18 protein-coding genes and 2 pseudogenes are annotated in these 18,893 nt (G+C 72.2%); 13 read left to right on the top strand and 7 right to left on the bottom strand.

The features are described from left to right. Positions 1-378: 378 nt before the first annotated feature. Both I53_RS12275 and I53_RS12280 read left to right on the top strand, forming a co-directional pair. Positions 379-1,113 carry a tRNA (guanine(46)-N(7))-methyltransferase TrmB gene (locus I53_RS12275; protein ID WP_043351073.1) on the top strand — a complete coding sequence of 245 codons (735 nt, stop codon included), beginning with the start codon at positions 379-381 and terminating at the stop codon, positions 1,111-1,113. 169 nt (positions 1,114-1,282) lie between these two features. Then, positions 1,283-2,998 (top strand): sensor histidine kinase, encoded by a 1,716-nt coding sequence (locus I53_RS12280; RefSeq protein WP_043351074.1) that lies wholly within the window; start codon positions 1,283-1,285, stop codon positions 2,996-2,998. 130 nt (positions 2,999-3,128) lie between these two features. Here I53_RS12280 and I53_RS12285 read toward each other — a convergent pair whose 3' ends face one another. After that, a complete protein-coding gene (locus I53_RS12285) occupies positions 3,129-4,001 on the bottom strand; it encodes a hypothetical protein (protein WP_043351076.1) in 873 nt (290 codons plus the stop codon). A gap of 300 nt (positions 4,002-4,301) precedes the next feature. Between I53_RS12285 and I53_RS12290 the strand changes: the two genes are divergently transcribed. The 5 genes from I53_RS12290 (at position 4,302) to I53_RS12310 (ending at position 8,524) form a co-directional block, all read left to right on the top strand. Further along, positions 4,302-4,901, top strand: coding sequence for a superoxide dismutase (locus I53_RS12290; protein WP_043351079.1), 600 nt, complete (start codon positions 4,302-4,304; stop codon positions 4,899-4,901). Positions 4,902-5,100: 199 nt separating this feature from the next. Beyond that, positions 5,101-6,627: a murein biosynthesis integral membrane protein MurJ gene (murJ, locus tag I53_RS12295; RefSeq protein ID WP_043351082.1), complete on the top strand. Its 1,527-nt coding sequence runs from the start codon at positions 5,101-5,103 to the stop codon at positions 6,625-6,627. Positions 6,628-6,698: 71 nt separating this feature from the next. Further along, positions 6,699-7,376 carry a haloacid dehalogenase type II gene (locus tag I53_RS12300; protein WP_043351084.1) on the top strand — a complete coding sequence of 226 codons (678 nt, stop codon included), beginning with the start codon at positions 6,699-6,701 and terminating at the stop codon, positions 7,374-7,376. A 172-nt stretch (positions 7,377-7,548) separates the two neighbouring features. Continuing rightward, a complete protein-coding gene (locus I53_RS12305) occupies positions 7,549-8,022 on the top strand; it encodes an SRPBCC family protein (RefSeq protein ID WP_043351086.1) in 474 nt (157 codons plus the stop codon). A gap of 151 nt (positions 8,023-8,173) precedes the next feature. After that, the gene (locus tag I53_RS12310; RefSeq protein WP_170867474.1) at positions 8,174-8,524 is read left to right on the top strand and encodes a hypothetical protein; all 351 of its coding nucleotides are present in this window, start codon (positions 8,174-8,176) and stop codon (positions 8,522-8,524) included. A gap of 54 nt (positions 8,525-8,578) precedes the next feature. Here the strand turns inward: I53_RS12310 and I53_RS12315 are convergent. The 3 genes and pseudogenes from I53_RS12315 to I53_RS12325 all read right to left on the bottom strand — a co-directional run bounded on the left by I53_RS12315 (position 8,579) and on the right by I53_RS12325 (position 12,303). Next, a pseudogene (locus I53_RS12315) lies at positions 8,579-10,335 on the bottom strand (carbamoyltransferase). A gap of 60 nt (positions 10,336-10,395) precedes the next feature. Then, complete coding sequence (nhaA, locus tag I53_RS12320; RefSeq protein WP_043351088.1) at positions 10,396-11,592, bottom strand: Na+/H+ antiporter NhaA; 1,197 nt, start codon at positions 11,590-11,592, stop codon at positions 10,396-10,398. 69 nt (positions 11,593-11,661) lie between these two features. Next, on the bottom strand, positions 11,662-12,303 hold the full coding sequence (locus I53_RS12325; protein WP_043351090.1) for a TlpA disulfide reductase family protein: 642 nt from the start codon (positions 12,301-12,303) through the stop codon (positions 11,662-11,664). A 42-nt stretch (positions 12,304-12,345) separates the two neighbouring features. Here I53_RS12325 and argH point away from each other — a divergent pair, with 42 nt between their 5' ends. The 4 genes and pseudogenes from argH to I53_RS12345 all read left to right on the top strand — a co-directional run bounded on the left by argH (position 12,346) and on the right by I53_RS12345 (position 15,720). Continuing rightward, positions 12,346-13,725, top strand: a complete 1,380-nt coding sequence (argH, locus tag I53_RS12330) for an argininosuccinate lyase (protein WP_043351092.1) — start codon at positions 12,346-12,348, stop codon at positions 13,723-13,725. Positions 13,726-13,933: 208 nt separating this feature from the next. Beyond that, positions 13,934-14,425 (top strand): ATP-binding protein, encoded by a 492-nt coding sequence (locus I53_RS12335; RefSeq protein WP_043351093.1) that lies wholly within the window; start codon positions 13,934-13,936, stop codon positions 14,423-14,425. Between the two features lie 190 nt (positions 14,426-14,615). After that, entirely contained in the window at positions 14,616-14,897 is a 282-nt protein-coding gene (locus I53_RS12340) for a hypothetical protein (RefSeq protein ID WP_043351095.1), read from the top strand. 108 nt (positions 14,898-15,005) lie between these two features. After that, positions 15,006-15,720, top strand: a pseudogene (locus I53_RS12345) (invasion associated locus b family protein). Between the two features lie 20 nt (positions 15,721-15,740). Here I53_RS12345 and I53_RS12350 read toward each other — a convergent pair. Further along, entirely contained in the window at positions 15,741-16,028 is a 288-nt protein-coding gene (locus I53_RS12350; protein ID WP_043351096.1) for a hypothetical protein, read from the bottom strand. A 405-nt stretch (positions 16,029-16,433) separates the two neighbouring features. Continuing rightward, positions 16,434-17,111: an HAD family phosphatase gene (locus I53_RS12355; protein WP_043351098.1), complete on the bottom strand. Its 678-nt coding sequence runs from the start codon at positions 17,109-17,111 to the stop codon at positions 16,434-16,436. Between the two features lie 220 nt (positions 17,112-17,331). On the opposite strand from I53_RS12355, the gene I53_RS12360 reads away from it, so the two are divergent. Continuing rightward, positions 17,332-17,652 carry a hypothetical protein gene (locus tag I53_RS12360; protein ID WP_043351099.1) on the top strand — a complete coding sequence of 107 codons (321 nt, stop codon included), beginning with the start codon at positions 17,332-17,334 and terminating at the stop codon, positions 17,650-17,652. Positions 17,653-17,688: 36 nt separating this feature from the next. Here I53_RS12360 and I53_RS12365 read toward each other — a convergent pair whose 3' ends face one another. Then, entirely contained in the window at positions 17,689-18,183 is a 495-nt protein-coding gene (locus I53_RS12365) for a PAS domain-containing protein (RefSeq protein WP_043351101.1), read from the bottom strand. 187 nt (positions 18,184-18,370) lie between these two features. Here I53_RS12365 and msrA point away from each other — a divergent pair. After that, positions 18,371-18,893 (top strand): peptide-methionine (S)-S-oxide reductase MsrA (msrA, locus tag I53_RS12370; RefSeq protein WP_043351103.1); only part of this gene is annotated, 523 nt, incomplete at its 3' end.

The raw sequence follows: 18,893 nt of genomic DNA on the forward strand, positions 1-18,893 counted from the left end.
CTCGCCGGCAAGCTGAAGTCCGCCCTCGCCTGAGGACGGAATCGCCCCGGACCCGCGGAGCGGGTTCGGGGCAGCGCCGGTTCCGGTGTCGTCCGGGGCCTGCGCCGGACGCACACCCACCGCGATCGGCGCCCCCATGCCTGGGTCCGACCGGTGGCCGGCTCGGGCCGGCAACCGCTCCCTCATCCGGGGCCGCCCCGCGGAGTCCGCATCCAGACGCGCCGGCGGATCCGGATCCGCGTCGGGACGGCGATCCCGGATCCGGGCTTGCCCGCGGCCCCCGGACCGACGGCGCGAGACACCGGCACGGGACGAAGGTCCCACGCCGCCGAGCAACCCCGCTGAGATGCGCAAGCCCTTCGACGGCGCACCGTGACCATGTCTGACACGTCTGGACGCGCCGCACCGCCGGCCGAGGAGCTGGAGCGCGCCTTCTTCGGCCGGCGCAAGGGCAAGCGTTTGCGCGGCCAGCAGGAGCGCCGGCTCGCCGAGCTTCTGCCGGCCCTGCGCATCGACCTGCCGCCGGACGACCGGCCCCTCGATCCGCGGACGCTGTTTCCCGCGATGGCGGCGCCGCCCGAGGCGCTCTGGCTGGAGATCGGCTTCGGCGGCGGCGAGCACCTCGCCGCCCAGGCGGCCGCGCAGCCGACCGTCGGCATCATCGGCGCCGAGCCCTTCGTGAACGGTGTGGTCAAGCTGCTGGCGGCGATCGAGGCGCAGGGTCTGCGCAACGTCCGCATCCGCGACGCGGACGTGACCGCCCTCCTGGCGCGCCTGCCGGATGCCTGCCTCGATCGGGTCTACCTGCTCTATCCCGATCCCTGGCCCAAGCGCCGGCAGCGCAAGCGCCGCTTCGTCTCCGATGCCTCGCTCGCCGAGATCGGCCGGGTGCTGAAGGATGGCGGCCTGTTCCGCTTCGCCAGCGACATCGACGACTACGCCGGCTGGACGCTGGTCCGGGCCGCGCGCTGCCCGGACCTCACCTGGACGGCACGGGGTACGCAGGACTGGACGCAGCCCTTCCCGGGTTGGCCCGGCACGCGCTACGAGGCCAAGGCGCTGGAAGCGGGGCGGCGGCCCACCTACCTGGAATTCGCCCGGCATCCGCGCTGAGACCGGCCTCGATCGCGCCGCCCGGGCGCTCGGTCGCCGCAGGCGGAGCGGAACGCCTTGCCACAGTCACGCTCGATCGCCATCCTGAAGTCCCGCCGCGGTTGCGGATCGCGGGGCGGGGTTCATCTCCGGCGGGAGCGTGCCACGGCACGTTCGAGGATTCTTCCGAGTGAATGAGAGGGTGGGGCAGGACCCGGCGGCGGCGGACCCGTCCCGCACCGGCTTCGACGACGCCGCGATCGGCCTCGTCGTGCTGTCGGCGGACGAGGCGACGATCGCTGCCGCCAATCGGGCGCTGCACGATCTCCTCGGCTGGCCGCAGGGCACCCTGCCCGGGCGGCCGGCCACCGATCTCCTGACCGAGGGACCGGAGGGGCTCCGGGACGGCCTCCAGTTCTGGCGCCGCTCGGACGGCACCTCCCTCGACGTGCGGGTCCGGCGCGCAGGCCTGACCCTGGTCGTCGAGGCGGTCGACGTGGATGCGGCCGCCCATTCCGAGGCGAACCGGGAGGCGCTGGCGGCCGCCGGGCTCGGGGAATGGCGCTGGGACCGGGCGACGGGCCTTCTCACCCTGTCGCGCCGCGCCGCCCGGATCCTCGGCCGGCCGCCGGGTCGCTCCGTCTCGTGGGAGGCGCTCAAGACCGGCCTGTCGCAGGCGGAACTCACCCGCCTGAGCGCGCTCATCGACGACGCGGCCGGAACCGAAGAGCCCTATCAGTTCGACACGGCCACGACGGTGGCGGGGCGCTCCGTGATCCTGCGGGTGCGGGGGCAGGCCGTGCCGGGCCCGGACGGCAGACCGGCCAGTATGGTCGGCGTCATCCAGGACATCACCACACGGGTCGAGGCCCGGGACGAGATCCTATCCCGCGACCAGCGCCTGCGGGTCGCGACCACGGTCGCCAAGCTCGGGATCTTCGAGTGGCACATGCTCGAGGATCAGGCGATCTGGGAGAACGAGCACATGTACGAGATCTTCGGGCACACGCCCGAGGACGGGACGATCGGCAAGACCGAGTTCCTCAACGACATCCTCCATCCCGAAGACCGTCCCGCGGTCCGCCGGGCGATCTCCAAGGCGCTGCGGGAGGACGGCGATCTCCACATCAGCGGCCGGATCCGGCGCAAGTCCGACGGCGTGTGGCGCACGATCGACATGGCCGGGCGGTTCGAGCGCGACGCCCCCGGCCGCCTGCCGCGCCGCCTGATCGGCGTCGTGGCGGACGTGACCGACCGCCGGGTCGCGGAGGAGCGCCAGAGCCTGCTGATCCGGGAACTGCATCACCGGGTGAAGAACACGCTGGCCACCGTCCAGGCCATCGTCGGCTCCACGGCGCGGACGGCGTCGAGCATCGAGAGCTTCTACGAGGCGTTCGTCGGGCGCATCAAATCCCTGGCGCACACGCACTCGGTCCTCACCGAGGACACGTGGCAGATGGCGTCCCTCGCCAACCTCCTGCGCAACGAGCTGAAGCCCTACGCGGAGGTGGCGCCGGACGGCGGCGCCGAGGGCCGCATCAGCCTCGACGGGCCGGCGATCGACCTGCCCTCCGAGATCGCGGTCCCGATCGGCATGGCGATCCACGAACTGACCACCAACGCCGCGAAGTACGGGGCGCTCTCGAACCGCACCGGGCGGGTGGCGGTGGAATGGTCGCTGGAGCCCGGCGGACCGGCCGGGATCCTGCGGTTCTCCTGGCGTGAGACGGGCGGTCCCCCCGTCTCGCCGCCGAGCCGTCAGGGTTTCGGGTCGCGCCTGCTGCAACGCGTCCTGATCACCCAGGTCCAGGCCGAGGTGACGACCGACTACGCCCCCGGCGGTTTCGCCCTGACGATGCGGGCGCCGATCCCGCCGCGCAACGACAGCCTCAACCCGCTGGTGTGAGGCCGCGTCCCCGCCGCTGGCTCGGACAGGTCACCCTCCTTGCGGGGGACGGGGCCATCGAGCAGCGCACCGCGCCCGCAGACGGCGCGCGGCCCTGGGTCGCTGCGCTGCGCGCGCGCGGACGCGGGGGTCAGGCCGCGCCGCGGGTCCCGGCCTCGCCGCCGCCATCCACGAAGGCCTTCAGCTCGTCGAGCGACCCGAAGGTGAAGCGGCCCTGCGGCGTCTCCGCCTCGATCGAGCCGTCCTCGAACATCACGTAGGTGTTGCCGCCCGAGGCGTAGCGCCCCACCACGGTGCGCGTGGCGGGCTTCGGAGCCGGCTCGGGCTCGGGGGGAGTGTCGAGGCTCGGGCGCAGGGCGGGTGTCTCCTCCTGCGGTCCCTCCTGCGGCCCCTTATGGGACTCCTCCGACCGGGATTCCGGAGGCGGCTCGGGGGCGGCGAACAGGTCGTCGTCGGGTGCGATCGCGGCTTCGGCCTTCGGGGCTTCCGGCGCGGGTGCGCGGATCGGCTCGGCCACGTGGACGGGAGGCGCCACATGCAGCGGCGGCGGCTCGGCCGGAACGGGTCTCTCCAGCTCGGCCAAAGAGGGGCCCGCGATGGGCGCGCGGGCCTCGTCGGCCCGAAGTTCCAGGTTCGGCTCGATCCGGGGGCGCTCGGGGTCGAAGGCCGGCTCCACCACCGAGGGCACGATGAAGGCGGGCGCCGCCGGCAGGACCGGCGGCAGCCGGATCCGGCCCTCGTCGGGGGACATCGTCGGTGCGGCGACCGCGGTGGCCTCCCGCGGGCCGGCCATCGGACCCCGCCCGATCGCCCGTTCGACCCGTCGGAAACCGAGGGCCACCACGCCGAGGCCGAGGAGGACCGCACCCGACGAGGCCGCCACAGACCCCGCGATCACCATCGCGAGCCCGCTCTCCAGACGCACGTACGGGAAGCCCTGGATCACGGCGGCGCAGCCCCCGATGATCATGGCGGCGGCGAGCGCGAACAGCGCAGCGATCATGATACTCTCTAGACACGGGCCGGCTGACGGCCGGCACTCAAGGCGGTCGCACAGTAAGGCCTACCGGTCATATTGCAAAACTCGGAGCTGAGATTGTCCGGGAAAGCGGAATAGTCCGGATCTCACCCGGCAATCCGCCGCGCGGACCGATCCGCCGCCGCGGCTTCGGGATCGACGGAACGTCCCGCGCTGCGGCCGAACGGCGTTGCCGTCCCGCGGTCGCCGACTTACCTAGCGGGCTCTCGACTCGGGACCCCCGCCGGGGACGAGGCCGCCCCCTGCTAAGCGGAGAAAGACGCGATGACCTTCACCCTGCCGGAACTGCCCTACGCCTACGACGCGCTGGGGCCGTACATGTCGAAGGAAACCCTCGAGTTCCACCACGACAAGCACCACAAGGCCTATGTCGACACGGGCAACAAGCTGCTTGAGGGCACGGATCTCCAGGGCAAGAGCGTCGAGGAGATCGTCAAGGCCGCCTACAACACGAATCAGCCGCTCTTCAACAACGCCGGCCAGCACTACAACCACATCCATTTCTGGCAGTGGATGAAGCCGAATGGCGGCGGCGCGATCCCCGGCGCGATCGCCAAGAAGATCGACGAGGATCTCGGCGGCGCCGAGAAGTTCAAGGCGGACTTCATCCAGGCGGGCGTCGGCCAGTTCGGCTCGGGCTGGGCGTGGCTCGCCGTCAAGGACGGCAAGCTCGCGATCATGAAGACCCCGAACGGCGAGAACCCGCTGGTCCACGGCGCCAAGCCGATCCTCGGCGTCGATGTGTGGGAGCACTCCTACTACATCGACTACCGCAACCGCCGGCCCGACTACCTGAAGGCGTTCATCGAGAACCTCGTGAACTGGGAGCACGTGGAGAAGATGTACGCCGAGGCGACCCGCTGAGGCGTTTCCCCGGTGCCGCGGGCTTTGTGTCCGCGGCACCCTTGAGGTGGCGGCGGAAACCGGCTCTTGATGCGCCCGACGCCGGATGACCCGGTGCAAAGGGTCCGGCCATTTCCCTCCCAGCGACCTCCGCGACGTTCCCAGGGCGCGCCTATCCGCCTCCGCGGTGGGAGACACCATCCCGGCAGCGCCCCGCCCCATGATCCGCTCCATCCTGTCCGTCGGCGGCTGGACGCTGGTCTCCCGCGTCACCGGCTTCGCCCGCGACGTGGTGATGGCCGCCGTGATGGGCGCCGGGCCCATGGCCGACGCCTTCGTGGTCGCCTTCCGGCTCCCGAACCACTTCCGCGCGATCTTCGGCGAGGGCGCGTTCAACACCGCCTTCGTGCCGGCCTATGCCGGGCTCGCGGAGGCCGGCGAGCCCGGGGCGGCGCACCGCTTCGCCGACCGCGTCTTCACCCTGATGCTGATCGTGCAGCTCGTGCTGCTCAATCTCGCCCTGCCGGCCATGCCCTGGGTGGTCCACGCCCTGGCGCCGGGCTTTGCCGAGGACGGCGAGCGCTTCCAGCTCGCCGTGGCGCTGACCCGCATCACCTTCCCGTACCTGCTGTTCATGACGCTGGTGACGCTGCTGTCGGGCATCCTGAACGCCCACCGGCACTTCGCGGTGGCGGCGGGCGCCCCGGTCCTGCTCAACCTCGCCATGCTGGCGGCCTTGAGTGTGAGCTTCCTGTTCCCGAACGCCGCCTATGCCGCCGCCTGGGGCGTCGCCGTCTCCGGCGTGCTCCAGTTCGGCCTGCTCTGGTGGGGCTGCCGCCGGGTCCGGGTGATGCCGGACCTCGCCGTCCCGCGCCTCGATCCGGCGCTGAAGCGCTTCTTCACGGTGCTCGGTCCGGCGGTGGTCGGCTCGGCCGGCTTCCAGATCGCGGCCTTCGCCGACACGATCATCGCGAGCTGGCTGCCCACCGGGGCGGTCTCGGCGCTCTACTACGCCGACCGGCTCTACCAGCTGCCCTTCGGCGTCATCGCCATCGCGGCCGGCACCGTCCTGCTGCCGGAGATGAGCCGCCGGATCGCGGGCGGCGACGTGGCCGGGGCCCACGCGGCGCAGAACCGGGCCGCGGGTTTCTCCCTGGCCCTGTCGGCGCCGTTCACCGTGGCCTTCCTGACCATCCCGGGCCTGATCATGGCGGCCCTGTTCCAGCGCGGCGCCTTCAGCGCCGAGGATGCGGCCCGGGCGGCCTCGGTGCTGGCGGCCTACGGGCTGGCGCTGCCGGCGGTGGTGCTGGTGCGCAGCGCCGTGGCGAGCTTCTACGCCCGCCAGGACACCAAGACGCCGCTCTGGGCCTCCCTCACGGCGATCGGCGTCAACGTGGTCCTGAAGCTCTGGCTGACCGGCCCCTACGGCGTCACCGGGCTGGCGCTCGCCACCGCGGTCAGCCAATGGGTGAACCTGCTGCTGCTGCTCGTCCTGGCCAAGCGCCGGAACTGGACGGCGCCGGGGCGCACGCTCGGCCTCACCGTCGCCGGGGTGGCCCTGGCCTGCCTCGGGCTGGCGGCGGTCGCCGTCTTCGGCCAGGGACTCGTCCAGGCGCTGGTGCCGGCCCTCCCGCACGGGCGCGACCTCGTCGTCCTGGCGGTGCTGGGGCTCGTGGGAGCGCTGGTCTATGGCGGCCTGCTGGCGGGCCTTCTGCACCTGTTCGGCCTGCGCCTGCGCCGGGCCTGAGTGACCCGGCCGGGCTCGCCGCAGCGCGGGTCCGGCCCCAGATCGGGCGAGAGCACCGAGTGAGGAACACCATGACCGACGCATCAGGACCCCTCGCGGGCGTGAAGGCCGCGGTGTTCGACGCCTACGGCACCCTGTTCGACGTGAACGCCGCGGTCCAGCGCTACGCCGAGGCGGTGGGGCCGGACGCCGCCCACCTCTCCGAGGTCTGGCGCAACAAGCAGCTCGAATACAGCTGGACCCTGTCGCTGATGGGCCAGTACGCGGCCTTCTGGGACCTCACCGTGCGGGCCCTCGACTACGCCCTGGCGGTCCACCCGCAGGTCGATCCCGGCCTGCGCGAGCGGCTCCTCGACGCCTACCGCGACCTCGATGCCTATCCGGAGGTGCCGGGCGTGCTGGCGGCCCTGCGCAAGCGCGGGATCCGCACGGCGGTGCTCACCAACGGCAACGCCGCCATGGTCGACCGGGCGGTGGCCTCGGCGGGGCTGGCCGACCACCTCGACGCGGTTCTCTCGGTGGACGACGCGCAGGTGTTCAAGACCCATCCCGACGCCTACCGGATCGCCCTGACCCGGCTGGCGGTGGGGCAGGGCGACGTGCTGTTCTGCTCGTCGAACCGCTGGGACGTGGCGGGGGCCGGGGTCTTCGGGTTCCGGACCGCCTGGGTCAACCGCAAGGGCCTGCCCGACGAGTACATAGATTCGGCGCCGACGGTCGTGATCGGGGCCCTCGACGGTCTGCTTTGACATCCGAGGCCGCGGGGGACGCGGTGCACCGGATGGCCCGCAGCGCGGCCGGGGCAGAATTTTTCGGCCGCGTCTTGGACTAAAGTCGACCTTGCAACGTGGGCGTGTCGCTCTTGGTTTGGGCCTGACTCGGACGCCGGGAAATCGAGCGTCGAGCGGGAGGAAGCGACTGATGAAGCGTATGTTGTTGGCGGCCGCCGTGATCTGCCTCGGGGCGGCGGGGCCGGCCTGGGCCCTGGACGTCACCAAGTCGGTGGATGTGGCCGCGTCGCCCGAAGCCGTGTGGAAGACGATCGGCGGGTTCTGCGGGATCGGCGACTGGCATCCGGTGATCGAGAAATGCGCCCTGTCGAAGAAGGGCGGCAAGGCGGTCCGGACGCTCAGCCTGAAGGGTGGCGGGACGATCGTCGAGGAGGAGGAATCCCGCAACGACACCAAGATGGACTACACCTACACCATCCTGGAAGGCCCGCTGCCCGTCACGGACTATCATTCCACGATCATGGTCGCGAAGGCCGGCAGCGGTTCCAAGGTGACCTGGAAAGGGACGTTCAAGGCCAAGGGCGCTCCCGACGCGAAAGCGGAAGAGGCCATCGCGGGCGTCTATGAGGCCGGCCTGAAGGGCATCGCCGACAAGGCGAAGTAGCCGGCCGGCGGAGGCGGGCCCTGCGCGCCTCCGCCCAGGAACTTCGGATGGGCCGATGCCATATCCGGCACACAATTCAATTGGCCCACTTCGGGGATTCTTAATCCTCCCGGTGTTGGATCGTCCTNCACACGAACGGGAGATCTTTCGCGTGTCCTTGAACGGTTCCTTCACGATGATTCGCGCTGGGGCCGCAGCCCTCGCGGCGACCCTGGTGCTCGGGGCGGTCGCCCCGGCCACCGCCCGCGACCAGACCGGTGCCATCGTCGGCGGCCTCGCGGCCGGCGTCGTCGGCGGCATGGTCGGCAGCGCCCTCGTCAACGGCGCGAACCCGCCGCCCCCGCCGCCCCCGCCGGAGTACCGCCCGCGCCGCGTCGTGGTCGAGGAGCCCGAGACCATCGTGGTGCGCGAGCGCCGCGGCCCGATCTGCCACTACGAGCGCCGCAAGGAATGGCTCGGCGACGGCGAGTTCACCTACCGCCGCGTCGAGGTCTGCGAGTAAGGCATCCGCGCGGTCGCGCGACCGGCGCCGCGTCCCCCGGGGGCGCGGCGCTTTTCATTTCACCACCAGCCAATCCTCGACCACGAGGGCGTCGAGGCCGGTGGTGTAGAACATCAGGATCGCGTCCTCCGCGCCGTGGAGGATCGGCTTGCCCATCACGTTGAAGCTCGTGTTGAGCAGGATCGGCACGCCGGTGATCGCCGCGAAGGCGCCGATCAGGGCCGCGTAGGCCGGGTTCCGCGCCGCCGTGACGCTCTGGAGCCGGCCGGTCCCGTCCGCGTGGACCACGGCCGGAACCCGGGCCCGGACCGCCTCGCGCCAGACCAGGGTGCGCTCCATGTAGGGGCTGTCGGCGTAATCCTCGAACCAGTCCGGCCCGGCCTCGGCCAGGATCGACGGCGCGAACGGCCGGAACGCCTCCCGGTACTTCACCTTGGCGTTGAGGGCGTCCTTGGCGCCCTCCGGCCGCGGATCGGCCAGGATCGACCGGTTGCCGAGCGCCCGGGGCCCGAACTCCGCCCGGCCCTGCACCCAGCCGACGAGGCCGCCCTCGGCGAGGATCCGCGCCGCCGCGCGTGTCGCCTCCGCGTGGCCGACGCGCTTGGCGCGGGGCTCCTGCTCGGCGAGCCGCTCCATCGGGCCGGTGGAGACCCGCGAGCCGAGATAGGGGGTCAGCGGGCGCTGCGCGTGCGGCGGCCCCGCCCAGTCCGGATGGTCCTCCGCGTAGGCGAGCCACGCGGCGCCCACGGCGTTGCCGTCATCCGCCGGGGCGGAGGGCACGTGCAGCCGGGTGAAGCCGGAGCGGCCGAGCACCCGGCCGTTGTAGGAGGAGTTCAGCCCGCAGCCGCCGGCGATCACGAGGTTTTCGGCGGGCGCCAGGGCGTAGGCTTCGGCCACCAGCGCGTCCATGAGGGGCCGAAAAGATCCTGGCCGCAGCGGGCGAGATCGGCCCAGCCGGTCTCCAGGGCGTCCGCGGGGCGGCGGGCGCGGATCTCCGCGGCCACGGAGCGGATCGTCTCCGCGTCGGCATAGCGCAGGCGGTGGCCCTCGACCGTGCAGAGCCGGCCGAGCAGCGCGGCGAGATCCGGATCGGACCGCCCGTAGGGGGCGAGCCCCATGATCTTCCACTCCTCGCCCTTCACCTGGTCGAAGCCGGCGAGATCCGTGATCAGCCCGTACAGGAACCCCAGCGAGCCGCGCCCGCGATGGCGGCGCAGCTCCGTGATCCGGCCGCCCTCCAGGCGGTGGATCGCCGCCGCGCCGGTCTCGCCCATGCCGTCGACCACCAGGGCCGTGGCCGTGTCGAAGGGGCTGCCCCAGAGGCCGTAGGCGGCGTGGCAGAGGTGGTGCGGGTAGCGCCGCTGCCCGGCGATGGTCGCCCGGGGCGCCGCGCCGGTGATCCGGGCTTCCTGGTTCAGGGCCAGCAGGGTGCCGTGGCCGGCCCGCTCCTGCGCGCCGTGGAGGTCGGCGATGAACACCCGCTCGGCCTGCTCGGGCACGAAGGAGCGGTTGAGCGCCGTGGTGTGGGCGGACAGCGCCATGAGGTCGAAGGCGCCGGTGCCCGCCTGACCACGCAGGAAGTCGGTGAATTGCGGGCCCCAGCTGGAGGCGACGACGAGTTCGGAGCCCGGCGGGACGTGGTCCTTCAGCAGCGACGCCATCACGGCCGGGGCGTCCGGCTCGCAGTTCGGCGCGCGCTTGTACTGCAGGATCCGCTCCGCCGCCTCGGCGAAGAGCAGGGTGCCGTCGGGCCCGACCAGGGCGAGGGCCGGGTCGTGGAAGGTGGTGGCGAGGCCGAGATAGAAGCGCATGCCGACGCGGGGTAGCGCATTTTTCCGCGCAGCGGATCCCGCCTCGTGCGCGGGACGCCGCTATCGCGTGGCGGTCCGCGGCTTGGACAGCAGCAGAATCGCCGCGCCGGCGAGCCCCGACAGGACCGAGCCCGCGAGCACGCCGAGCTTCACGGCGGTCTCATGCTCCGGATCCGGGAAGGCGAGGCCGCCGATGAACAGGCTCATGGTGAAGCCGATCCCGCACAGCACCGCGACCCCGTAGACCTGCCCCCAGCCGGCCCCGGCCGGGCGCTTGGCCCATCCCAGCGCCACCGCCAGCCGGAGGCTCGCGAACACGCCGGCCTGCTTGCCGAGGAACAGCCCGGCCGCGATGCCGAGCGTCACCGGCTGCAGCAGGGCCTCGGGGGTGAGGCCGGAGAGGTCCACGCCCGCATTGGCGAAGCCGAAGACCGGCACCACCAAGTAGGTGATCCAGGGGGCGAGGGCGTGCTCCAGCCGGTGCAGGGGCGAGAGCGCATCCTCCGGCCGGCCCGGGCTGACCCGGATCGGGATGGTGAGCGCGAGCAGCACGCCCGCGATCGTCGCGTGGATCCCGGAGCGCAGCACGAGGACCCAGAGCACGAGGCCGAGGAGCCCGTAGGCCGGAAGCCATCCGATCCCCGCCCGGTTGAGGCCGTAGAGGGCGGCCACCACCAGGGCGGCGAGCCCCAGCATGGTGAGGTCGAGGCCGGAGCTGTAGAACAGCGCGATCACCACGACGGCGCCGAGATCGTCGACGATGGCGACCGCGCTGAGGAAGATCTTGAGGGAGACCGGTACCCGCGATCCGAGGAGCGCCAGGACCCCCAGCGCGAAGGCGATGTCGGTGGCCGCCGGGATCGCCCAGCCCCGCAGGGTGCCGGCGCCGAGATTGGCCAGGGCGTAGAAGGCGGCCGGCACCGCCATGCCGCCCAGAGCCGCGCAGCCGGGCAGGATCCGGTCGGGCCAGGTGCGCAGCCGCCCGTCGAGGGCCTCGCGCTTGATCTCCAGCCCGACCAGCAGGAAGAACCCGGCCATCAGGCCGTCGTTGATCCAGTGCTGGACGCTCATCGGCCCGAGGGCCGCGTGGAGCCCGTGCGCGTAGGTTTCGGCGAACGGCCCGTTGGCGACGACGAGCGCCAGGGCGGCGGCCGCCATCAGGATAAGCCCGCCCACCGCCTCGCCGGCGAGCAGCGTGCGGATGATCGAGAGGGGGCGCGGGCCCCGCCTCCGCGGCGCGGTGTGGGGAGATGTCATCGCGGCAGGCCTTGCCGCGCATCCCAGGTGGGCGCAAGGGCGCGACCGTAACCTCTATGGCGCCAACCTCTATGACGTCCGTCCCAGCGCCGCGCGGATCAGGGCCAGCCCGTCCGGGCTCGACCACGCGGCCGGTCCCTTCATCACCCCGAGGGTGCAGCCCTGCGCGTCGATCAGCATCGTGGTCGGCAGGCCGGGCGATTGCGTGTCGCGCTGGATGATCGGAAGCACGCGGCCCCCGGGATCGGCATAGAAGGCGAGGTCGCGGATGCCGGCCTGCTTCAGCCAGGCCGGCGGCGTCTCGAGGTTGCGGGTGTCGACGTTGATGGCGACGACCTGGAAGTCGGGCCCGCCGATCTGCGCCTGGAGCCGGTCGAGGGCCGGCATCTCGGCCTTGCAGGGGGCACACCACGTCGCCCAGAGATTCACGAGGAGCAGCCGGCCCTTGAGGTCGGCGAGGCCGGTCTCGGCGCCGTCCGGCCCCTTGAAGCGGATGTCCGGCGCGGGCCGGGCCTGTGGCAGGGCCTGCATGGCGGCGACCTCGCCCTTCGCGGCGGCGTCGACCCGGGCGAGGGCGGGCTTGGCGGCGGCGCAGGGCTGAAGGGCGCCGCCCATGTTGCCGGGCAGGAGACCGCTCCCGTATAGGGCGAGGCCGAGGACGGCGAGCGCGGCGACGCCCGCGCCGGCCAGGATGGGCGTGCGGCCGGGCATCAGGCTCGGGCCTCGGGACGGTCAGGGCGCGGAAGGATCGACATGAGCAACCGGATGTGGGGCGGCCGCTTCGCGAGCGGCCCGGCGGAGATCATGGAGGAGATCAACGCCTCCATCGGGTTCGACAAGCGCCTCGCGCCCCAGGATATCCGCGGCTCGCTGGCGCATGTGGCGATGCTGGGCCAAGCCGGCATCCTGCCGGCGGAGGATGTGGCCGCGATCGAGGCCGGGCTCAAGTCCGTGCGCGACGAGATCGAGGCCGGCACCTTCACGTTCAAGCGCGAGCTCGAGGACATCCACATGTCCGTGGAGAGCCGCCTGACCGAGATCGTCGGGCCGGCCGCCGGCCGCCTGCACACGGCGCGCTCGCGCAACGACCAGGTCGCCACCGACATGAAGCTCTGGGTGCGCGACACCCTGGATTCGCTCGACCAGCAGGCCGCCGACCTGCAGCGCGCCCTCAGCCAGACGGCGCTGCAGCACGCCGGCACGGTGATGCCGGGCTTCACCCATCTCCAGTCGGCGCAGCCGGTGACCTTCGGCCACCATTGCCTCGCCTATGTCGAGATGCTGGCCCGGGACCGGGGCCGGTTCCGCGACGCCCGGGCGCGCCTCAACGAGTGCCCGCTGGGCGCCGCGGCGCTCGCCGGCACCTCCTTCCCGATCGACCGGCACGCCACCGCGGCGGCGCTCGGCTTCGACCGGCCGACCGCGAATTCCCTGGATTCCGTCGCCGACCGCGACTTCGCCCTGGAGGCGCTGGCGGCGGCCTCGATCTGCGCGGTGCACCTGTCGCGCTTCGCCGAGGAGCTGGTGGTCTGGACTTCGGCCCAGTTCAACTTCGTGCGCCTGTCGGACGGCTACACCACCGGCTCGTCGATCATGCCGCAGAAGCGCAACCCCGACGCCGCCGAGCTGGTGCGGGCCAAGAGCGGCCGGATCATCGGCGCGCTGACCGGCCTGCTCGTCGTCATGAAGGGCCTGCCGCTCGCCTATTCGAAGGACATGCAGGAGGACAAGGAGGGGACGTTCGACGCCCTCCAGGCCCTGTCGCTGTGCCTCGCCGCCATGACCGGCATGGTGAAGGATCTGGAGCCCAACGCCGAGGTGCTCAGCCAAGCGGCCGGCTCCGGCTACGCCACCGCCACCGACCTCGCCGACTGGCTGGTGCGCGAGCTCGGCCTGCCGTTCCGGCAGGCCCACCACGTCACCGGCCGTCTCGTCGGCGTCGCCTCCGCCAAGGGCGTCGGGCTCGAGGCGCTGTCGCTGCCCGAGATGCAGGAGGCGGAGCCGCGGATCACCGATGCGGTCTACGCGGTGCTCGGCGTCGCGAACTCGGTGGCGAGCCGCACCAGCTACGGCGGCACCGCGCCCGACAACGTCCGGCGGCAGGCGCAGGCCTGGATCGAGCGGCTGGGCTGAGCCTGTGCGACTCGCGGGCCTCCGCCGCTCCTCGGTGCTCCTTGGCAGTGGCGCCCGGCGGATGTCAGAGTGGGTTCATGACCTTGTCGATTCACGGCGGAGGGGCCGCGTTGCGCGGGCGAATTCGGAACCCGGCCTGATCCGTCAGGCCGGGCCGACCCGCCCGTGAGCGCCCCGCGGCCGTCGCGCCGCATCCAAGGTCCCCGCCATGCCCACCCACGTCCCGACTCTGCACCTCGTGTGCGGCAAGATCGCCGCCGGCAAATCGACGCTGACCGACCGCCTGGGGCAGCAGCCCGGCACGGTCGTGGTCGCGGAGGATCACTGGCTCGCCCGGCTCTATCCCGGTGAGCAAACCTCCCTGGCCGACTACGCGCGCAACGCGGCGCGCCTGCGCGACGCGATGGCGCCGCACCTCGTGGCGCTGCTGCGACTCGGCCTCTCGGTCGTGCTGGACTTCCCGGCTAACACCGTCGCCAGCCGGGCCTGGATGCGGACCCTGTTCGAGGCGGCCGGCGTCGCCCACCAACTCCACGTCCTCGACGTGCCCGACGCGGTCTGCAAGGCCCGCCTCCGCCTCCGCAACGCCGAGGGTGCCCATCCCTTCACGGTGACGGATGCCGAGTTCGACCTATTCAGCCGCTACTTCGTGCCGCCGGACCCGGAGGAAGGCTTTACCCTCGTCGTTCACCGGGCGTAGCGCGGGCCGGGGGGCGTTTCGCTCCGCCGACAGGGCGGCGCCCCGATCGCCTCGGGCCCGATGACGGGCGCCCGGTCATCCACAGCGCCCATTAAAATTGTGCATTGCAACCCTCGGCCCGCCCGTGCGTTCAGCGTCTGGATAAGTCCGCTCAGTTACAAGCTTCGCCGTTCGGATCGGAGTTCGCAGGATGCCTGTCGAGAGTTGGCTTAACCCGGAGGACGTGCCGGATTTCGCGGCGCATGCCACGGCGATGATCGACGCCGCGTTGACCGGGTCGGGCCTGACGCGCGAATCCTACTGGGCCGCGGTCCGCAAGGGCTACAACACGCCCTACAACGATCCGCCCCGCAAGCGCGCCGCGTCGGCCCAGCCGGACGCGATCGCGGTCCCGGCCGGCCAGGCGGTCGAGCCGCTGCCGGTTCCGGCCGGACTGATCGCGGCCCGGGCGACGGAAGCCCGCGCGGTCTGATGTTCGAGAGATCCGGCCTCGCCATCTTGCCGACGTTTTACGCAAGCTTCACTAATCCCGATCCCCGGTCCGGCTCCTGACGGAGCCGCCCGTCGTCAGGAAGTGAAGATGGTCCGCGTTTCCCGCTCGCTCCCGGTCGGAGCTCTCGCCCTGCTCGCATCCGGGCTGGCCACCGGTTTGCTCGGCGGGGTCGGCCTGTCGGCGACGACGGCCCATGCCCAGGAGGTGGCGCAGGCCCCGGATGCCGGGGGCGGCGACGCGGCCCCGGGCCGCCGGGGGCGGCGGCATGGGCGCGAGCGGACCAAGCGCGCGGAGAAGGCGGCGACGCCGCCCGGCATGCAGCAGGCCACGCCGGTGGCGATCTTCGGCGACTGGAACGTGTTCGTGAACGGCGACGGCCGCAACAAGCTCTGCTACGCCATCGCGCAGCCGCAGACGCGCTCGCCCAAGACCCTGAAGCGCGACACCGCCTATCTGTTCGTGAGTGTGCGCAAGGGCGAGAACGTCCAGAACGAGGTGGCGGTGATGCTGGGCTTCCCGTCGAAGCCCGCGGCCTCCCAGATCAAACCCGGCTCCGCGGCCGCGCCCACCGATCCGAGCCTCAACCTCGGTGCCAGCCGCTACGGCCTCGTGGTGAAGGACGGCAATGCCTGGTTGCAGAACCCCGCCGAGGAGGCGCGGGTCGTCTCGGAGATGAGCGCCCGCAACCCCAAGCTCGTGATCAAGACCACCTCGCTTGCGCGGGAACCCGACGAGCGACGAATACGCCCTCGGCGGGTTCGCGGAAGCCCTGAAGCGCACCCGCGACGAGTGCGGCCGGTAGCGCGCGGGGCGGCGCGCGGGTCAGGCCCGGCGCAGCGCGGGGCGATGCGCCCGCGCGGCCGGCCGGCTCGGGGCACGCATGCGCGCGCGGGCCGCCCGGGCCGCCTGCTCGGCCGTGCGGAACACGGCGCCGTCGAGACCGTCGAACGCGCGCGCCGATGAGAAGAACCGGACGCCGCGCCCCTCGGGCACGGCGATCCCGGCGGTGACCTCACCGATCTCGATCACCCGGGCCGGTTCGGCAGGCCCGATGGCCGGGTCTGCGAAATCGGGACGGTCTTCGGGCTGGAACTCTGCGAGACTGTGCATCGGACTGGGAACTCCCTGGGCCGGCATATCGCCGTGCCGGATCGCGTGGGCTGCTGCGGACGGTCGGCGGGGCTAGCGTCGACAGCGCCGACGGGCGGCGGGGCAGCAGGGCGCGTTCAGGAGCGGGTGTCGAAGGGACGGTGTTCGCAGGACCATCGGATGTCCTCCAGACTGAAGGACCGCGCGGCACGGGGCCGTCGCAGTGCTTTAGCGTTTGATCACGCGGCGCAAGCTACGCTTCTCAAATCACCGCGGCCGGGCCGGCGGAGCGCCCGGGCGTTCAGCCCGGCCGGCACCCTGAAAATGGGCGTGGCGCCGCACACCGTCAACGGAACGGACTTCCGATTTTCGGTGCCCGCCTGGCAGGAATCCGGTGCCGGCCGCGCTCGGGGGAGGCGGGATCGTTCAGGCGGCGGCGATCACCGCGGCGAGGTCGGAGAAGTCCGAGAAGATCCGGGTCGCGCCGGCCTCCGCGAGGCCGGTGCCCGCCGGGTCGTGCCCCCAATGGCCGCCCCCGGTGAAGCCCGCCACCCGCATGCCGGCGCTCCGGGCCGCCGTGACGCCGGGCACGCTGTCCTCGATCACCAGGCAGGCGGCCGGAGCGGCGCCCATGCGCGCGGCGGCAAACAGGAACAGGTCGGGGAACGGCTTGCCCCGTGCCACCTGGGCCGAGGAGAAGACGTGCTCGCCGAACAGCGGCAGCAGCCCGGTCAGGGTCAGGGAATGGCGCAGCCGCACCGGGTCGCTGCTCGACGCGACGCAGACCGGCAGGCCCACGGCGGCGACCGCCTCGGCGACGCCGCGCATCGCCCGCAGCTCCGCGTCGAACAGCGCCAGGGTCTCGGCCTTCACCGCCTCGACGAAGCCGGCGGGTGCGGCGACCCCGTAGTCGCTGGCGATATGGGCCATGATCGAGGGCATCGCGGTGCCGGTGAAGCGGGCCCGCACGGTGGCGAAGTCGATATCGACGCCGATCCGGTTCAGTCCGGCCGTCAGGCAGGCGAGGCTCAGGGGCTCGCTGTCCACCAGAACGCCATCGCAATCGAAGATCACGAGGCCGAGATTCGTCGCGCGCGCGTTCAAGGTCGACCGCTCTCCCGCGGCCCGCCGCCGCGGGGCGAGCCTGTGGCACGGGCCCGGCGACCCGGCAACCGCGCGGATCGACGCTCGCCCCGGACGCGCCGCAGACGCGCCGCAGGCGCTTGCACCTTGCGGTCCGGACCCATACTCCCGGGGCGGGCGCCCTCGGGCGCGCCGGCGAAAGCCCAAACGGTCCGTAAGGCAAGGCTCAGAAGGCCCCGCGATGTTCCGCTTCCTGGCCCGCGTCCTGGGCTTCCTGCTGATGGCCGGCGGCTTCGTCGCGCTGATCTATGACGGCGCCCGTTCCATCGCCAACAACGGCCTGCGGGTGACGCCCCTCTCCGACGTGATCGCCACCCTGTTCAAGGACAAGGCCAGCGCCCTGCAGGGTAGCGTGGAGGGGGCGGCGCCCTGGCTCTGGCACATCCTGGGCCTGCCGCTCACCCTGGCGCCGGCCTCCCTGATCGGCCTGGGGCTCGGCGCGGTGCTGCTCTGGCTCGGCCAGCCGGGCCGCGAGCCGATCGGCTTCCTGACGAAGCCCTGACGAAGTAATGACGAAGCCCTGGCGCTCGGGCGCGGCCTAACGGCCCGCGAGCCGGGCCTCGGCCTCCGCCAGCGCCCCCTTCAGCCGTTCGACCTCGGCGGTCAGCGCGTAGCGCTCGCTGACGTCGAACTGCGAGGCGAAGAAGTAGACGACCCGGTCCGCCTCATCCCGCACCGGCCCGACATAGAGGGCGTTCTGGAAGGTCGAGCCGTCCTTGCGATAGTTGAGGAGGTCGACCCGGATGTCCTCCTCCCGCCGGATGGCCTCGCGCAGGCGATCGACGGCCTCCGCCTCGGTTTCGGGACCCTGCAGGAAGCGGCAGTTGCGGCCGATCACCTCCATCCGGGTATAGCCGGTCAGCGTCAGGAAGGCGTCGTTCACGAAGACGATCGGGTTGTCGTGCTGGGCCGGATCCGTGATGATCATCGGCATCCGCGTCGCGCGCACGGCTGCGGCGAACGGATCGCCCCGCTGCGACCCCACCTTCACATTGTCCGGCACGTGGCTCGTGGCAGTCCCGCCCGTCTCCATGCGGATCAGCCCTTCCCAACGCCGCTCGGAGCGGCCATTCGATCAGTGTCTCTCGGGGGTACAAGCCGGAATTCGCGTCCGAGGTCCAGTCTCGCGTCAAGGTTTCGCGTCGCCGGGCCGCCGAACGCTTTTCCGGCCGCCTCCGCCTCCCCATATCGGCGGGAGTTCGACACCGGAAGGCAAGCCGATGTTTTCGTTCCGCAAGCGTCCCGAAATGCCGGCCCCGGCCGACGCCCTGCCGGGCCGCCCGACGCCGGTCCCGACAGCCGAGACGCATTTCGTCAACGGCAACCCGCTCAAGGGGCCGTATCCGCCGGGCATCGAGACGATCGTGCTGGGGCTCGGATGCTTCTGGGGCGCCGAGCGCCGGTTCTGGCAACTGCCCGAGGGCGTGTTCGTGACGGCGGTCGGCTATGCCGGCGGCTACACGCCGAACCCCACCTACGAGGAAGTCTGCACCGGCCAGACCGGCCACAACGAGGTCGTGCTGGTGGCCTTCGATCCGGCGGTGCTGTCCCGGGAGGCGGTGCTGCGGACCTTCTTCGAGAGCCACGACCCGACGCAGGGCATGCGCCAGGGCAACGATGTCGGCACGCAGTACCGCTCCGGCATCTACACGGTCGGGCCCGAACAGGAGGCCACGGCCCGGGGCGTGCGCGACGCTTACGCCGAGGCGCTTCGCACGCGCGGCTTCCCCGACGTCACCACCG

The sequence above is a fragment of the Methylobacterium sp. B1 genome (genome assembly GCF_000333255.1).
In the GTDB taxonomy this organism is placed as follows: domain Bacteria; phylum Pseudomonadota; class Alphaproteobacteria; order Rhizobiales; family Beijerinckiaceae; genus Methylobacterium; species Methylobacterium fujisawaense.

Coding starts and splice junctions, on each gene's coding strand:
- murJ (WP_043351082.1), top strand. CDS start 5,101: ATGATCCGCTCCATCCTGTCCGTCGGCGGCTGGACGCTGGTCTCCCGC.
- argH (WP_043351092.1), top strand. CDS start 12,346: ATGAGCAACCGGATGTGGGGCGGCCGCTTCGCGAGCGGCCCGGCGGAG.
- I53_RS12300 (WP_043351084.1), top strand. CDS start 6,699: ATGACCGACGCATCAGGACCCCTCGCGGGCGTGAAGGCCGCGGTGTTC.
- I53_RS12365 (WP_043351101.1), bottom strand. CDS start 18,183: ATGGAGACGGGCGGGACTGCCACGAGCCACGTGCCGGACAATGTGAAG.
- I53_RS12290 (WP_043351079.1), top strand. CDS start 4,302: ATGACCTTCACCCTGCCGGAACTGCCCTACGCCTACGACGCGCTGGGG.
- I53_RS12350 (WP_043351096.1), bottom strand. CDS start 16,028: ATGCACAGTCTCGCAGAGTTCCAGCCCGAAGACCGTCCCGATTTCGCA.
- I53_RS12335 (WP_043351093.1), top strand. CDS start 13,934: ATGCCCACCCACGTCCCGACTCTGCACCTCGTGTGCGGCAAGATCGCC.
- nhaA (WP_043351088.1), bottom strand. CDS start 11,592: ATGACATCTCCCCACACCGCGCCGCGGAGGCGGGGCCCGCGCCCCCTC.
- I53_RS12340 (WP_043351095.1), top strand. CDS start 14,616: ATGCCTGTCGAGAGTTGGCTTAACCCGGAGGACGTGCCGGATTTCGCG.
- I53_RS12325 (WP_043351090.1), bottom strand. CDS start 12,303: ATGCCCGGCCGCACGCCCATCCTGGCCGGCGCGGGCGTCGCCGCGCTC.
- I53_RS12275 (WP_043351073.1), top strand. CDS start 379: ATGTCTGACACGTCTGGACGCGCCGCACCGCCGGCCGAGGAGCTGGAG.
- I53_RS12285 (WP_043351076.1), bottom strand. CDS start 4,001: ATGATCGCTGCGCTGTTCGCGCTCGCCGCCGCCATGATCATCGGGGGC.
- I53_RS12360 (WP_043351099.1), top strand. CDS start 17,332: ATGTTCCGCTTCCTGGCCCGCGTCCTGGGCTTCCTGCTGATGGCCGGC.
- I53_RS12305 (WP_043351086.1), top strand. CDS start 7,549: ATGAAGCGTATGTTGTTGGCGGCCGCCGTGATCTGCCTCGGGGCGGCG.